The 16612-nt window shown below is 47.4% G+C and carries 12 protein-coding genes, 4 tRNA genes and 1 pseudogene; 15 read left to right on the top strand and 2 right to left on the bottom strand.

The features are described from left to right. Position 1: 1 nt before the first annotated feature. The 3 genes from AS034_RS19205 (at position 2) to dnaB (ending at position 3965) form a co-directional block, all read left to right on the top strand. Positions 2–1975, top strand: a complete 1974-nt coding sequence (locus tag AS034_RS19205) for a DHH family phosphoesterase (protein ID WP_058299799.1) — start codon at positions 2–4, stop codon at positions 1973–1975. Continuing rightward, the gene (rplI, locus tag AS034_RS19200; RefSeq protein WP_032087117.1) at positions 1972–2418 is read left to right on the top strand and encodes a 50S ribosomal protein L9; all 447 of its coding nucleotides are present in this window, start codon (positions 1972–1974) and stop codon (positions 2416–2418) included. Before AS034_RS19205 ends, rplI begins: the two co-directional genes overlap by 4 nt. Positions 2419–2600: 182 nt before the next feature. Beyond that, positions 2601–3965, top strand: a complete 1365-nt coding sequence (dnaB, locus tag AS034_RS19195; protein ID WP_032087116.1) for a replicative DNA helicase — start codon at positions 2601–2603, stop codon at positions 3963–3965. A gap of 467 nt (positions 3966–4432) precedes the next feature. Here dnaB and AS034_RS19190 read toward each other — a convergent pair whose 3' ends face one another. Then, on the bottom strand, positions 4433–6157 hold the full coding sequence (locus AS034_RS19190) for an ABC transporter ATP-binding protein (RefSeq protein WP_058299798.1): 1725 nt from the start codon (positions 6155–6157) through the stop codon (positions 4433–4435). 306 nt (positions 6158–6463) lie between these two features. Here AS034_RS19190 and AS034_RS19185 point away from each other — a divergent pair, with 306 nt between their 5' ends. Beyond that, on the top strand, positions 6464–7756 hold the full coding sequence (locus tag AS034_RS19185) for an adenylosuccinate synthase (protein ID WP_058299797.1): 1293 nt from the start codon (positions 6464–6466) through the stop codon (positions 7754–7756). Between the two features lie 60 nt (positions 7757–7816). Here the strand turns inward: AS034_RS19185 and AS034_RS19180 are convergent. Then, positions 7817–8857, bottom strand: a pseudogene (locus AS034_RS19180) (potassium channel family protein); the annotation flags it as partial. 114 nt (positions 8858–8971) lie between these two features. On the opposite strand from AS034_RS19180, the gene AS034_RS19175 reads away from it, so the two are divergent. The 11 genes from AS034_RS19175 (at position 8972) to yycF (ending at position 16610) form a co-directional block, all read left to right on the top strand. Continuing rightward, positions 8972–9436 carry a hypothetical protein gene (locus tag AS034_RS19175; RefSeq protein WP_058299795.1) on the top strand — a complete coding sequence of 155 codons (465 nt, stop codon included), beginning with the start codon at positions 8972–8974 and terminating at the stop codon, positions 9434–9436. Then, positions 9433–9744, top strand: a complete 312-nt coding sequence (locus AS034_RS23230) for a hypothetical protein (RefSeq protein ID WP_032087110.1) — start codon at positions 9433–9435, stop codon at positions 9742–9744. The genes AS034_RS19175 and AS034_RS23230 overlap by 4 nt, the downstream gene beginning before the upstream one ends. After that, entirely contained in the window at positions 9737–11017 is a 1281-nt protein-coding gene (locus tag AS034_RS19165) for a glutathionylspermidine synthase family protein (protein WP_058299794.1), read from the top strand. The genes AS034_RS23230 and AS034_RS19165 overlap by 8 nt, the downstream gene beginning before the upstream one ends. After that, the gene (locus AS034_RS19160; RefSeq protein ID WP_032087108.1) at positions 11005–11418 is read left to right on the top strand and encodes a DUF350 domain-containing protein; all 414 of its coding nucleotides are present in this window, start codon (positions 11005–11007) and stop codon (positions 11416–11418) included. The genes AS034_RS19165 and AS034_RS19160 overlap by 13 nt, the downstream gene beginning before the upstream one ends. A gap of 627 nt (positions 11419–12045) precedes the next feature. Then, positions 12046–13011, top strand: coding sequence for a nuclease-related domain-containing protein (locus AS034_RS19155; RefSeq protein ID WP_058299793.1), 966 nt, complete (start codon positions 12046–12048; stop codon positions 13009–13011). 169 nt (positions 13012–13180) lie between these two features. Continuing rightward, positions 13181–13256: transfer RNA gene (locus AS034_RS19150), tRNA-Lys, on the top strand. A 38-nt stretch (positions 13257–13294) separates the two neighbouring features. Then, a tRNA-Glu gene (locus tag AS034_RS19145) sits at positions 13295–13366 on the top strand. Positions 13367–13483: 117 nt separating this feature from the next. Then, positions 13484–13560, top strand: a tRNA-Asp gene (locus AS034_RS19140). Between the two features lie 83 nt (positions 13561–13643). Next, positions 13644–13716, top strand: a tRNA-Phe gene (locus tag AS034_RS19135). 354 nt (positions 13717–14070) lie between these two features. Beyond that, complete coding sequence (locus tag AS034_RS19130) at positions 14071–15540, top strand: M23 family metallopeptidase (protein WP_058299792.1); 1470 nt, start codon at positions 14071–14073, stop codon at positions 15538–15540. A 359-nt stretch (positions 15541–15899) separates the two neighbouring features. Next, positions 15900–16610 carry a response regulator YycF gene (gene yycF / locus AS034_RS19125; RefSeq protein WP_032087105.1) on the top strand — a complete coding sequence of 237 codons (711 nt, stop codon included), beginning with the start codon at positions 15900–15902 and terminating at the stop codon, positions 16608–16610. The last annotated feature ends 2 nt before the right edge of the window (positions 16611–16612 follow it).

Genomic DNA, 16612 nt, shown 5'->3' with positions numbered 1-16612 from the left:
CATGCCATCTTATTTTAATAAGCGAATGATCCGTTACCCATTGTACGGTCTAGCTATATTAGCAGCTCTCTTGTTAGTAGCGGTCGCTTTTTACAAATGGATTATTTCGTTAATCGGGTTGATCGTCTTTGGATGCGCGTTTTTCCTCGCCTTTTATTTTGAAAAAAGGTCCCATGAGGAGACGGAAGAATATATCTCCACCCTATCCTACCGGGTGAAGCGTGTCGGTGAAGAGGCATTGATGGAAATGCCGATCGGGATCATGCTGATCAACGATGAGTACTACATCGAATGGACAAACCCATTCCTTGCATCTTGCTTTAATGAGGATACCGTCGTGGGCCGCTCGCTCTATGACGTGGCCGAGAATCTTGTGCCGCTCATCAAGCAGGAAGTGGACTCGGAGATCATTACGCTGAATGAACGGAAATATCATGTCATATTGAAGCTGAAAGAAAAGCTTCTTTACTTCTTTGATGTCACCGAGCAAAAGGAAATCGAGAAGCAATTCCATGAAGAACGGACTAATATTGCAATCATCTTCCTTGATAACTATGATGAATTGACACAGGGGATGGATGACCAGACCCGCAGCAGCCTGAACAGCCTGGTGACCTCCATCTTAAATAAATGGGCAAAAGAGTACGGCGTTTTCTTAAAGCGTGTTTCTTCCGAGCGTTTTGTTGCGGTCATCAATGAAAAGATCCTTCAGGTTCTGGAAAAAGAAAAGTTCGGGATTCTCGATGATGTCCGCGAAACGACATCGAAACAAAATGTCCCGCTTACTTTGAGCATCGGGGTCGGCACCGGGGTGCCTTCCCTTCCTGAACTGGGGACGCTTGCCCAGTCAAGCCTCGATCTTGCCCTTGGCCGCGGAGGCGATCAGGTCGCCATCAAGCAGACGAACGGAAAGGTCAAATTCTACGGGGGCAAGACGAACCCGATGGAAAAACGCACAAGGGTGCGTGCCCGCGTCATCTCGCATGCACTGCGTGAAACGATGATCGAAAGCGATAAAGTCATCATCATGGGGCACAGGCACCCTGATATGGATGCGATCGGAGCAGCGATCGGGATTCGCAAGGTCGCCCAGATGAACCAGCGCGAAGGGTATGTCGTCCTGAACTTCAATGAAATCGACAATGGAGTCAAACGGATGATGAGGGAAATCAAGAATAATTCCGATCTGTACTCACGCTTCATCACACCGGAAGAAGCGCTTGAAATGGCGACGGATGATACATTGCTCGTCGTCGTCGACACGCATAAGCCGTCGCTTGTCATCGAAGAAAAATTGTTGAATAAAATCGATAAGGTCGTCGTCATCGACCATCACAGACGCGGCGAGGATTTCATCAAGAATCCGCTGCTCGTCTATATGGAACCTTATGCTTCCTCGACTGCGGAGCTTGTGACCGAGCTCCTTGAATATCAGCCGAAGCACGAGAAGATCTCGATGCTTGAAGCCACGTCCCTTCTTGCCGGCATCATCGTCGACACGAAAAGCTTCACGCTCCGAACGGGATCAAGGACTTTCGACGCGGCTTCCTACTTAAGGGCACAGGGTGCGGACACCGTCCTCGTCCAGAAGTTTTTAAAAGAGGACGTCGAGACCTATATCAAACGGGCACGCCTGATCGAGTCGGTCGAGTTCCATCATAAAGGCGTGGCGATTGCGAAGGCATCCGAGGATGTCATCTATGATTCCGTCCTTATCGCCCAGGCGGCAGATACACTCCTCACAATGGATGAGGTCGTTGCTTCCTTTGTCATTTCAAAAAGGGATCCGGAAACGGTCGGGATCAGCGCACGTTCCCTCGGGGATGTGAACGTCCAGATCATCATGGAAAACCTGAACGGCGGCGGACATCTGACGAATGCTGCCACTCAATTAAAAGAAATATCTGTTGGGGAAGCGGAACAACAGTTAAAAGAAGCACTAGATGAATATTTCGAAGGGAGAAAAGAGACATGAAAGTAATTTTTCTGAAAGATGTTAAAGGTAAAGGGAAAAAAGGAGAAGTGAAAAATGTGGCGGACGGTTACGCCCACAACTTCCTTCTTAAAAAAGGACTTGCGGTAGAGGCGACAAACGCCAATGTCGGCCAGCTTGAAGGCCAGAAGAAAAAAGAAGAGAAGCTTGCCCAGGAAGAACTGGAAGAAGCAAAGAAACTAAAAGGGACGCTTGAGGAGCTTACAGTCGAAATGAAAGCGAAGTCCGGTGAAGGCGGCCGCCTGTTCGGTTCAATCACAAGCAAGCAAATCGCCGATGTCCTGAAAAAAGCACACGGTATCAAAGTGGACAAGCGCAAGATCGAAATGAACGATGCAATCCGTTCACTGGGCTTCACTAATGTACCTGTGAAGCTGCATACAGACGTGACGGCTACACTGAAAGTGCACGTAACCGAAGAATAATTTCCCGAACATACGAAATTTGGTAAATTCATTTAGCGAAAAACATGATAAAATGAATATAGTTTGATAAAAATGTGATCGGATTTTCTCCCGGTCACATTTTTTCGGTAGGAATAAAGTAATGAACGTTTTTATTATAAAAAGCTCTTCCACCTGTTTTTCGAAATGGAGGTAATGTATAAATGAATGAGATGCTGCAAGAACGGATCCCCCCTCAGAACATTGAAGCGGAACAAGCTGTGCTCGGTGCCATCTTCCTGGAACCGAGTGCATTGACGACGGCTTCTGAAGGACTGATCCCAGAAGATTTCTATCGTCACTCTCATCAGAAAATATTCAATGTCATGCTGAAGCTCGGGGATGGCGGTAAAGCGGTCGACCTCATCACCGTGACAGAAGAACTGGCAGCCGCCAAAGAACTTGAGGATGTCGGCGGGGTCGCTTATTTGAGTGAGCTTGCAGGGTCGGTACCGACTGCTGCCAATATCGAGTACTACGCGAAAATCGTAGAAGAAAAGTCCTTGCTGAGAAGACTCATCCGCACGGCGACCGACATTGCATCCGACGGCTATGCCCGAGAGGATGAAGTCGATGCCCTCCTCGGGGAAGCGGAAAAAAGCATCATGGAAGTTGCCCAGCGCAAGAATGCCGGTGCCTTCCACAACATCAAGGACGTGCTTGTCCGGACGTACGACAATATCGAAACACTCACCAACCGTAAAGGGGACGTCACCGGGATACCGACCGGCTTCGCGGACCTCGATCATATGACGGCCGGGTTCCAGCGAAACGACCTGATCATCGTCGGCGCCCGTCCATCGATGGGTAAAACCGCCTTCGCCCTGAACATCGCGCAGAACGTCGCGGTAAAGGCGAAGGAAAACGTTGCAATCTTCTCGCTGGAGATGGGAGCGGAGCAGCTCGTCATGCGTATGCTCTGCGCCGAAGGCAACATCAATGCCCAGAACCTCCGTACCGGTGACCTGACCGATGAGGACTGGAGAAAGCTGACGATGGCAATGGGAAGCCTCTCGAATGCCGGTATCTATATCGACGATACGCCGGGGATAAAAGTCGGGGAGATCCGTTCCAAATGCCGCCGTCTGGCACAGGAACACGGACTCGGCATGATCCTGATCGACTACCTGCAGCTGATCCAGGGGAATGGCCGCGGAGGCGAGAACCGTCAGCAGGAGGTTTCCGAAATTTCCCGTTCATTGAAAGGGCTCGCCCGTGAGCTTGAGGTGCCGGTCATCGCCCTGTCACAGCTTTCTCGTGGAGTCGAGCAGCGTCAGGACAAGCGTCCGATGATGTCCGATATCCGTGAATCAGGGAGTATCGAGCAGGATGCCGATATCGTAGCCTTCCTCTACCGTGAAGATTACTACGATCATGATGCCGAAAATAAAAACATCATCGAAATCATCATCGCCAAGCAGCGTAACGGCCCGGTCGGGAACGTCTCGCTCGCGTTCGTGAAAGAATACAACAAATTCGTCAATCTGGAACGGCGGTTTGATGATTCCGGGGTTCCGCCGGGGGCTTAGACCGGCCTCCGCTGTTTTATTAATAGAGTTAGAAGCAAAAAACCAAGCATGGAGTCATATGCTTGGTTTTTTTAGCTTGTTAAATTCTTTTTTTGAAAAAATCTTTTGAGTCATTGAAAGGGTGTGGGGCTGGATTTGTTGTTAGTGCCTGTTTTCTGGGCTGCTGTTCGGCTTTTTGACCAGAGGCGGGGGTATTTTAGCTGATATATTATCAAAACCGGCCTCTTTATTATCAAAAATCCAATTATATTATCAAAAACGGGCCATTTATTATCAAAAATCCCAATATATTATCAAAACCGATTTTAACCACGGCCGATACCTCTGAGATCAAGCCCACGGTCCATTTGTCAAAACGCACATCCAATAAAAACCACCATATCATTAACGACAATCAATATCTAGCCGCCATGGGCCAACAAAAAAACCAGGTGCAGCACAACCCCGCACCTGGACCCTAAACAATACTACAATATCGTCGCATGCTGATGAGCATGCAACTTCGTGAAAATCCCATCCTCAATCGAAAGAAGCTCTTCATGCGTCCCGTCCTCGGCAATGCCGTTTTCAGTGACAACGAGGATGCGGTCCGCTTTACGGATCGTGGCCAGACGGTGGGCGATGACCAGAGTGGTCCGGTCTTTCGCCAATTCGTTCAGCGCCTCCTGGATGATCGCTTCTGTCTCGGTATCAAGTGCCGAAGTCGCTTCATCGAGAATGAGGATCTGAGGGTTCTTCAGGAACATCCTTGCAATCGACAGCCGCTGCTTCTGACCGCCGGATAATTTCAAGCCTCGCTCACCGATCTGGGTATCGTACCCGTCAGGAAGGGATGCAATCAGATCGGTCAAATGGGCGCGCCTTGATGCTTCTTCGATCTCTTCCTGCGTCGCATCCAGTTTGCCGTACGCGATGTTCTCACGCAGTGTCCCTGTAAACAGGAATACATCCTGCTGGACGATCCCGATTTGGGAGCGGAGCGATTTTTTCGTCATATCCCTGACATCGATCCCGTCAATGGTGATGGCCCCTGACTCGATATCGTAGAAACGCGGGATAAGCGAGCAGATCGTCGTTTTCCCCGCACCTGAAGGACCGACGAAAGCGACGGTCTGCCCCGGTTCGATCCCGAATGACAGGTCGTTCAGGATCGGCCGGTCCGGCTCGTAGCCAAAACGGACGCGGTCGAACTCGATACGGCCTCTTAACGTGGACACTTCCACCGCGTGCGGACGGTCTTCGATATCCGGCTCCATATCCATCAGTTCCGTGAACCGCTTGAAGCCGGCCATCCCTTTAGGATACAGCTCAAGCAGGGCGGAAATTTTATCGATTGGCTTGAAAAGGACGTTGATGTAAAGGATGAACGCGACCAGCTCGCCGTAGGTAAGGGCACCCGAGAAGCTCAGCCAAGCCCCGTATACAAGGATTACAAGCGTCATCAAACGCGTGGTGATATAGATCCCAGAAAGGTTCACACTCATGACGTTGTACGCTTTAAGCTTCGATTTACGGAAGAACTGGTTGTTTTCATTGAAACGGTCCATCTCGAATTGTTCGTTGGTGAAGGACTGCACGACACGGGACCCGGACACGCTGTCCTCCACCCTGCTGTTCACGTCGGCGATGTTGCCGTACATTTTTGTCCATGCCCTATTCATTTTGATATTCGAAACCGAAATCAGCCAGACAAGGAACGGGACGATGATGATCGCGACAAGTGCGAGCTTCGCATTGATCGTCAGCATGATCCAGAAGGCCCCGATGAACGTCATGACGGCGATGAATAAATCCTCCGGCCCGTGGTGGGCAAGCTCGCCGATGTCCATCAGGTCATTCGTCACGCGGCTCATGATGTGCCCGGTCTTCGTGTTGTCGAAGAAGCGGAAGGACTGCCGCTGCACATGGTGGAAAAGCTCACGCCTCATATCGGTCTCGATGTTGATCCCGAGCTTATGCCCCCAATAGTTCACGACAAACTGCATGCTCGAACTGAGCAGATACAGGACCAGGAGACCCGCGCTCACGGCGATGATCGTACTCCAATTCCCTTCAGGCAGGAGGGTGTCAATGAACCAGGACACCGCAATCGGGAACCCGAGTTCAAGCAGTCCGACCAGCACGGCACAAAAGAAATCTATGTAAAACAGCCGCCTGTGGGGACGGTAATAACTGAAAAAACGCTTAATCATCTCACTCACCTCAATATCCAATTGTATGTAAAATTCAAAATGCTTATTTAAACATACCAAAAATAAAAATTTCGGGCTAATACTTTTTTATCATTTTATCTGCAGTGCTTTAAAGCGGTGCGGGACGGGCTTTCAGCGTGGGTGGGCGTGACCTTGTGCCGGTGATTCCGCGGTGTTGATTTTACGAACATAAAGATAAATACCTATAATAATGTTCGTGTTTTGATTGACTTTCCTCTATTCAGTTGATAAAATGAGTTTGTTTGAAAAAAGAGGGAATACTAATTCCCGTCGGAGGTGCTTATTATGTCTTCAGTAGTAGTAGTGGGAACACAATGGGGAGACGAAGGAAAAGGAAAGATCACTGACTTCCTTTCTGAACATGCAGAAGTAATCGCACGTTACCAGGGCGGTAATAACGCGGGACATACAATTAAATTTGACGGTGAAACATATAAGCTGCACTTAATTCCATCAGGTATCTTTTATAATGAAAAGATTTCTGTCATCGGGAACGGCATGGTCGTCGATCCGAAGGCATTGGTGAAGGAACTTAAATACTTACATGACCGTGACGTTACAACTGAGAACTTGCGAATCAGCAACCGCGCGCACGTCATCCTTCCTTACCACCTGAAGCTTGACGAAGTGGAAGAGGAGCGTAAAGGCGCCAACAAGATCGGTACAACGAAAAAAGGGATCGGACCTGCCTACATGGATAAAGCGGCACGTATCGGGATTCGTATCGCCGACCTTCTTGACCGTGCATCGTTCGAAGAAAAGCTTGCACGCAACCTTGAAGAAAAGAACCGCCTTCTAGAGCGTTTCTATGAAACAGAAGGATTCAAAATCGAGGATATCCTTGATGAATACTACGAGTACGGCCAGCAGATCAAGAAGTACGTCGTGGACACATCCGTTGTATTGAACGACGCGATCGACAACGGCCGCCGCGTTCTTTTTGAAGGAGCACAGGGTGTCATGCTCGATATCGACCAGGGTACATACCCGTTCGTAACGTCATCCAACCCGGTAGCAGGGGGAGTGACGATCGGTTCAGGTGTCGGACCTACAAAGATCAATCACGTTGTCGGTGTTTCAAAAGCATACACGACCCGTGTCGGAGACGGTCCATTCCCTACTGAACTGAACAACGAGATCGGCGATCAAATCCGTGAAGTCGGCCGTGAGTACGGTACGACGACTGGACGCGCACGCCGTGTCGGCTGGTTCGACAGCGTTGTTGTCCGCCATGCCCGCCGTGTCAGCGGACTGACTGACCTGTCCCTGAACTCAATCGACGTATTGACCGGCATCGAAACATTAAAAATCTGTGTCGCTTACAAATACAAAGGCGAAATCATGGAAGAGTTCCCTGCGAACCTCAACATCCTGGCTGAATGCGACCCGGTATACGAAGAGCTTCCAGGTTGGACGGAAGACATCACAGGCTGCAAGACGCTTTCCGAGCTTCCTGAAAATGCACGCCACTACCTTGAGCGCGTATCCCAGCTTACCGGCATCCCGCTTTCCATCTTCTCTGTAGGACCTGACCGTTCACAGACGAATGTGGTGCGCAGTGTGTGGAGCCCGAGATAATTTCAAAATAAGACACACAAAAAAGAAGCTGACCCCTCGGGTCAGCTTCTTTTCTTATATTCATTCACCAGCAGTAAGCTGTTCATACACCCTGTCGTGGCAGACGACGTACAGCGTATCCGATTCGAGCAGTTCGCGGTTGATTGCATCGGTGAAGTCCATGCTGTCATTGACGGCCAGCAGGATGGCCCCTTTTTGCAGAAGCTCCTCAGACGCCTGCTTGATGGTCTTCCACTCAGGGTTCGCCTTCAGCTCGTGGATGTTATTCCCGTACCGTTTGCTCAAGAGCTGCCTGAACAAGCTCGTCGTCCCGGGATGAATCGTCGCTTTTGCCATCAAGAAAGAGACGGAATCGGTGGACAGGATGAAGTCCTCGACCGCGATGTGTTTGAATTTAGGGATATGGCGGTCTTCGGAAATCTCTACAATCGTATGAATCTCTTTTTCGTACGTCTTCGACAGTCCCTCAACGGCAGACGCAATCAGGAGGGTCTTCCCGTCAATCAGCGACGGATCCTCTATCCGCGAATCGGAAAAGATCGCGACCCTTTTGGCATCCATGATATTGGCTCGCAGCAAGATGTCTTCATCGGACGGGTCCCCTTGTATGTAGTGGATCTGGGGATGGTCGACCGGCGATTCACCCAGCGTGTCGATCAGAACCATTTCCGCTTCAGGCGAGTGGGCCAGCACTTCCGCAATCGCCCTTTCCGTCTTCTTTGACCAGTTGATATAAATGAAATGATCGTTCATGGTATACTCAAGCTTCCCTTCCCGTTTGTATTTTTGAAACGTCGTGATGGCATCCACCGTCTTGCTGATCAGGACCCCTATGATCCCGATCCCGAAGATAAAGAGGAAGATCCCGAGCAGGCGTCCGCCGACCGTGACGGGATAATAATCCCCGTATCCGACCGTGGTCAGGGTGGTCATCGTCCACCAGAAACCGTCAAACAATGAAGGAAAGCCTTCGGGTTCCAGAAAATAAATCCCGAATGTCCCCAATAAAATGATAATAACGGATAACAATAAGATGAAACCGAAGTCCATCTTGGAAACTTGTTTCCAAAGCCTCATAAAAATGGCCATGCAATCGCTCCTCTTGAAGAAATCATAGTATAATCATACCAATAACCAAGTTTTGAGTGAAACCATTCTTTTTGTGAACCGTATACATAAAGAGCGAACCATTCGACCAAAGGAGGAATGCGAGGGATGTCACGCCCCTTACTTGAATACCGCCTGCTGAAAGGCATGGGCGGCTATGAACCGATCTTTCATTACCCGGAGATAGAACTCGGACAGATCCTTGCACGCAGGGAATGTGAGTTTTTTGTAAAAGAAGGCGTCACCTACAGACAGACATCGTCTGCGAAGGAAGGGAATCTTTTTCTTATATATGTAGACAAATATGAAGAAGAGCCTGTCACCGATCCGCTCTTCCCGCCGCAGGGACTGCTGCTGGAGATCCGTGAGCTGAATCCGAGGAAGAATCACCCGATCGTTAAACAGGAAACATACGATGATCATCTTGATATTCTGAGCGTCACCGGTTCAGTATATACCTATATAGATGGCAGGGAATATGAACGGGATTCCGCCGAAATCGACGAAGACCGGTCCGTATACATTTTATATGTAAAAGCAACCGGCGAAACGCTGAAGGAGGAAACGCAATGAACAAAACGAAAAAATTGATGGCAGGAGTGGCCGCCTCCGTGATGGCCATTTCCGTCACCGGCTGCGGGAACAACCAGGACCTCCCGCCGGAGCCGACAGACACCGACTGCGACGACTGGGATTGGGACGACGACAGCGGCACGTACTACTGTGATGACAGCCGCTCCTCTCATTTCGGCTACTTCTGGTTCGCCGGCAGAATGTTTAAAAACAAATCGAGCCTCCGCAATTATTCAGGCTACAAATCCTATTCAAAATCCTATAAATCAGGGATTGGAAGCGGCTCGAAAGGCGGATTCGGTGGATAGTACACATCGTGAACAAAGAGCGGATTTTTATGAAGGGATCCCGGATTTCTGGCACGACCTCTTCGGAATGGAATATGCCCTTTTGGATATAAAAAAAGAACCCATGGCCATGATCGAGGCGGTCCGTGATGCTTCGGAGAAAGCATATCACGTATTTGTGAAAACGGCCGGCCTCCTGCGCGAGCTCGGTGATGAATCACTGCTGGAACTGGGATTTCCCGAGGAATCGCTTCCTTACATACGGACTAAATCGATTCCCCAGGAGTGCATCGTCGGCCGATTCGATTTTGTTTTGGGCAGTGACGGACGAGTGAAACTATTGGAGTTTAATAGTGACACACCGACCTTCATGAAAGAGCTTTATAATGTGAACGGAAAAGTGTGCGATCATTTTTCGCTGAATGATCCGAATGCCGGTCTTGAGGAGAAGCTCGGCCTTGAGCTCCGTCGGGCACTGCTCGCATCCTGGCGGTCACTCGGACGGGACGGCTCGCCGAAGATCGTCTTTTCCTCGCACAGCGATCACGAAGAGGATTATCTGACCACGCGGTACCTGCAGTCATTGGCGGATGTCCCTTCTGAATTTGTCAGCCTCGATCAATTGCAGGTGAGGACCGGCCGGGAAGCAGGACTCTACACACCAAGCGGTGAGCGGATCGATGTGCTGTACCGCCCGACGTATCCAATCGAGCATTTGGTGGACGATGTGGATCCCGATACCGGTGAAAAATCGGGACTCGATTTGATCAAGCTGGTGATGGACGGAAAGCTTGCCATTTTGAACCCGCCTTCTGCATTCTTGATGCAGTCCAAAGGCGTGCAGGCCCTGATCTGGGGGCTTCATGAGTCGGGGAGCGATTTTTTCACAGAAGAAGAACATGAATGGATTTCAGCGTTCTTTTTACCGACGTATCTCGATCCGGATGTGTTCGAATCAAACGGTGCGACCTATGTGCAGAAGCCTGCCTTCGGGCGCGAGGGCGATACCGTCAAAATCATTGAAGCATCCGGCAGGGTCGTGCTGCAGGACCCGAAAGAAACATATAAGGAAACGCTGCCTGTCTATCAGGAATATATTGAGCTGCCGCGGCATGACATCCGGACTGATTCAGGTGTTGTAGAAGCGAGTCTAATGGTCGGCAGCTTCGTCATAAACGGTACAGCGGGTGCCGTCGGATACCGTGCCGGCAACGCCATCACCGATAACGAATCATACTTCCTCCCGATCGGTATCGGGGAAGATAAAAAGGAGAGTAATCCATGCAAATCATAACGAGTGAAGCACTCATCAGTTTTCTTGCCCACGTCGGCACAGGTCTCGGCCTCATGATCCTCGGGGTCATCGTATTCGCATTCACAACGAAATTCTCAGAAGCCACCCTCATCCGCGAAGGCAACCTCGCCGTCGCCTTGAAACTGTGGGGCAAAGCCATCGGGCTGGCCATCGTCATCTACACCGTCTGGGCTAACAGCGTCAACCTGTTCGATGCCTTCGTATGGGGGCTGATCGGGATCGCCACCCAGGTCATCGCGTACTGGATCATCGAATACGTTTTGACACCTAAAACGAATCTGGCAAAGAAAGTCGAAGAAGGCAACGTCGCCATCGGCTTCAGCTTGTTCTCGGTTTCAATTGTGGTTGGGTTGATTGTGGCGGCTAGTTTGACTTATTAGATTGGTTGTTGGTTAGTTGGATGTTGGTTGAGTTTGGGGGCTTTTATTGGAGGCTGCAGCCTGGTTCCGTGCGTTGGTTTGTGCGGGGCTGGGGTGTGGTTTTTTTGTTGGTTTGGATCTGGGGGTGGATTTGGGTTAGGTGGTGCAACAGGGATCGTGGCAGGGCGCCGCGGAATTGGATGCTGGCCCGAGGGTTGCGGCCGGGGAGTGTGGCAAGGTGCTGGTGATGGCTTAAATTTCGCGCGTAGTTTATACGGTATTGGGTATTAAAAACGACAAATTTAAGGTTTTCGGTTCGGTTTGATAATATATTACTAATTTTGATAATAAAGGGCTATTTTTAAAAACGAACCCTATTTTTTGATAATAAAATTTCTCAATATTACTTTTTCGATAATAAAACTTCGATTATCGATAATAAACTTTTAGAAGTCGATAATAAATCTTTCATTATCGATAATAAATCTTCTCATGGAAGTGCCAACACCTATTTATTATCCTAAAAAGCTAAAATCATCAAATTTTGCACTTCAAGCGCTCCTTTCATTAGTCAATCTCATAGAAAAAGCAGGATTTTAGTGAAAAACGTCGAATAATAACCAAGATAAACTTGATTGGAGTGGCGAAATGAACCTTAAAGAAAGACAAATCCCTGAAATAATCTTAAAGTTGCAGGCAGTTCTTGAACGATTGCCGAAAAGACACGAGAAAATAATCCTCTTGAAAAACGACCTTTCAAAATTTCAAGCCGGCTTTAATGGAGAAAAATCAATCGACTTCTACTTGCAAACCCTCCCGAACCAACACTTCTTAATCCTTCACGATGTAAGAATCCTTATTAATAATCAGTTCTTTCAAATCGATACCCTGATCCTCACTAAAAAATATATACTCATTCTAGAAATAAAGAATTTATCAGGCATCATCGATTTTGATGGTGAGTTTAATCAAGCAGTTCAAACTAAAAACGGGGAGCAGAAAGCATTTCCGGATCCCTTATTTCAATTAAATCGTCAGGAAACAATGCTGCGGCAATGGTTAGATCTAAATCAACTGCCTCCACTTCCCATTCATGGATTAGTCGTCATGAGCAATATTCATGCTGTAATACGGTCAAACCATGAGCAATTTACTCAAAAGATTATCAGACCAACAAGCCTCGCCCAAAAAATTAATGAACTGGAAGATTACTATGGCCAGGGTATCGAAGTTCAAGATAAAGAACTGAAAAAAATAACAAAGCGTATTCTAAAAGCTCATTCCCCATTAAAGAAATCCATACTTGAATCTTATGGCATTGCAAGGGATGAAGTAATAAGAGGCGTATGCTGTGATCAATGCCATAATTATGCCCTTAAAAGAAGACATGGGCGATGGAAGTGTGATTATTGCAACTGGACTTCAAAGGATGCACATAAAAATGCCTTAAACGATTATTGCTTGTTATTTGGAGAAAAGATAACAAGCAGAGAACTCCAACATTTTTTAATGATTGATTCCCCTTCGTTGGCCACAAGAATATTTAGAGAATTAAATGTTCAGAGGGAAGGAAATAAAAAAAGTACCGTCTATACATTGAAATTTCCCCAATAGAAAAGAGGGATCCAGCTCCTTTAAGGATGCTGAATCCCTCTTTTATTCCCCAGAAAATAATTTTCAACAAAATTCTACAAAAAACTATTGCCCCCGTCTCCCATACGTGATAATATTAATTTCGTTGTCACGAAAGACGTCGCGAAACTTTCGTGTTGATATATACTGTGAGCCATTAGCTCAGTTGGTAGAGCATCTGACTTTTAATCAGAGGGTCGAAGGTTCGAGTCCTTCATGGCTCACCAAAGATTTTTGCGGAAGCAAAACATCTATCATCCTGCATGGCCCGTTGGTCAAGCGGTTAAGACACCGCCCTTTCACGGCGGTAACACGGGTTCGAATCCCGTACGGGTCATATCTTTCTTTTAGTAGAATGATAGTTTGGTAGTTGGGTAGTTTGTTAGAGCAATTTAAGGAAATATATTTTGCTAAAGCAATTAATGAAAGTTATTTCGCTAAAGCGAAAAACTCTGGTCCGGTAGTTCAGTTGGTTAGAATGCCTGCCTGTCACGCAGGAGGTCGCGGGTTCGAGTCCCGTCCGGACCGCCATTTTATTTTTACATAATGAATCGTCATTCCCCTCGCTGGTCACTCAGCCCGAACCGGATGATCTTCATTACATAACTAAACACGGCTCAGTAGCTCAGTTGGTAGAGCAATGGACTGAAAATCCATGTGTCGGCGGTTCGATTCCGTCCTGAGCCATCTACAAAAAGTGCTGCGATGACTTTGTCTCTCGTAGTACTTTTTTATTATGTATTTGTAACATGTATGTAACAAAAAGTGACAAATAACCACATTTTCCCTCGGACGCAATATTTCTCCTATGCAACCTTATTCCTAGTTATATCAGTGATTTCAGCGGTAATATCATTAAAACGACTCATTGAAAATTCTATTAATTATACAGTTTTGTTACAATACTAATACTTTTCCCCGTATTTCGTCGAATTATGGTAAGTTAGTAAAGTACGAATTTACAAGAATATTTACTAAAATTAGGCATAATGAACGACCAACACAGTGATTTTTGCTTTTTAGTTTACAGGAGGCAAGACAATGAAGTTTGGAGAACGCTTATTACCGAAATTAGAAGAATATAGAGGCCGATCTTCTCAATTCATGAAGAAGGTTGCGGTCACGACGCTTGCACTTTCAACACTGACGTTTGCATCTGCTTCTGCGGATGATACAGATAAAGAGCTCAAGACGATTTATCATGTATACGTAAACAGTCATTATGTAGGGGCTGTTACGGATCAGGATGATGTGAAGGGCATGCTGGAAGAAAAGCTTCAAGATGCTGAAGAGAAGTTCAAGGATTACCAGGTAACCTGGAATAATGACATCACATACATACCTGAGAATGTTTTCTCTGCAAAAACGAATAACCAGGAAGTTTTGAATAATGTATCCAAGTCGATGGCTGTCGAAGCGAATGCTTATGCATTGGTTGTCGATGACAAGCCTGTGGCGTATGTAAAAGATAAAGAGACAGCGGACGAAGCGCTGAAAAAGATCAAGCTGAAATATGTTTCCGAAGACGAACTGAAAGATTTGGAAGCACGTGAAAATGACGCTGATTCTTCTTTACCCGCTTTGAAGGAAAATGAAACACGTTTATTGGATGTTTCTTTTAAAGAAGATGTAGCAGCTGAAAAATCACAGGTGGATCCAAAAGAAATCCTTTCTGCTGATGAAGCTGTAAACCTGCTTCTTAAAGGAAGTGTCGAAGAGAAGAAGTATAAGGTAGAAGAAGGCGATGTCCTTGGGGCAATCGCTGAGAAGCTTGATTTGACGACGGGCGAGCTTCTGAAATTGAACCCTGAACTGGATGAGGACGGGGCGTTGAAAATCGGATCAGAATTGAATGTGACGGTCAGCAAGCCGTTCGTTCATACAGTGGTTAAAAAGGAAGTCAATAAGATTGAAAAAATCGCCTATGATAAAGAAGTGATTGAAGATTCTTCAATGAATAAGGGCGATACGAAAGTGAAGCAGGAAGGTGTGGAAGGCGAGAAGTCCGTTACCTTTACTGCTACAGAAGTGAACGGTTCTCAAACCGAGAAGAATGTCACTGAAGAAAAGGATGTAAAAGAGCCTCAAAAATACATCGTCATTAAAGGAACGAAAGAAACTCCTTCAAGAGGTTCCGGCAGCTTTGCATGGCCGACAAACGGCGGGTATATCTCCTCCAAGCAGGGTCAGCGCTGGGGCAAGATGCATAAAGGAATCGACATCGCACGCCCAAGCGATAAGACGATCAAATCCGTTGATAACGGGGTTGTCGTTTCTGCAGGTTGGGACGACGGCGGCTACGGTAACAAAGTCGTGATCGACCATCAAAACGGCTACAAAACGACTTACGCACATCTTGATTCCATCTCCGTTTCAGCCGGCCAAAAGGTCGGCAAAGGCGATAAACTGGGAATCATGGGAACAACAGGTCAATCTACCGGTGTACACCTTCATATTGAGGTCCACAAAAACGGATCCCTGATTAATCCATTAGACGTACTTCATAAATAAATACAGCACAACCCGGGACTGACAACAACAATACCGTCAGTCCCCTTTCTTGTATTTTGGGTTTCTTCTTTTATATAGGGAGATTTCATTCGTAAAAAGCTGTTTACTATGTTAAAAAGAGGTAGATACATGTTAGGGACGCTTCCAGCCGTTGATTGGAGTGCTGACCGCGGAATGCGAAGTCTTGCACGGAAATCAACCGCGGGATAGAAAACCGGTGGGAAAATAGACATGAAATCCGCCAATCATTGAGTAAAAGATGAATTAAGACGCAGAAAGTGATAAATTTAAAGGAAGAATCCTATACTAAGCAAAATTACGATTAGACAGAATTTAATTGTCAAAGGAGATCAATTGATATGGATAAAAAGATTTTAGTTGTTGACGATGAAAAGCCGATTGCGGATATTTTGCAGTTTAACTTGAAGAAGGAAGGCTATGAGGTCCATTGTGCGTATGACGGCGATGAGGCGGTGAAGATGGCGGAGGAAGTGAAGCCTGACCTGGTACTTCTTGATATCATGCTTCCGAACCGTGACGGGATGGAAGTGTGCCGCGAGATCCGGAAGAAGTATGAAATGCCGATCATCATGCTGACGGCGAAGGACTCTGAGATCGACAAGGTCCTTGGACTTGAGCTGGGTGCGGATGATTATGTGACGAAGCCATTCAGTACACGTGAGCTGATTGCACGCGTGAAGGCGAATCTGCGCCGTCATCAGGCGGGGGCTGCGGCTGCCGGAGATGAGGATGAGAATAATGAAATCACTGTCGGTTCGCTGACGATCCATCCGGATGCGTATGTGGTATCGAAGCGCGGTGAAACGATTGAATTGACGCACCGTGAGTTTGAGCTTCTTCATTATCTGGCGAAGCATATCGGACAAGTCATGACCCGTGAGCATTTATTACAAACGGTATGGGGCTATGACTATTACGGGGATGTCCGGACGGTGGACGTGACCGTGAGACGTCTGCGTGAAAAAATTGAGGATAATCCCAGCCACCCTACTTGGATCGTAACACGTAGAGGAGTCGGTTATTACTTGCGAAATCCTGAACAGGAGTAAGG

This window comes from [Bacillus] enclensis, assembly GCF_001456935.1.
In the GTDB taxonomy this organism is placed as follows: Bacteria; Bacillota; Bacilli; order Bacillales; family Bacillaceae_B; genus Rossellomorea; species Rossellomorea enclensis.
Note: the sequence above shows the minus strand (reverse complement) of the source record. Positions and strands in the feature narration are given on the sequence as shown.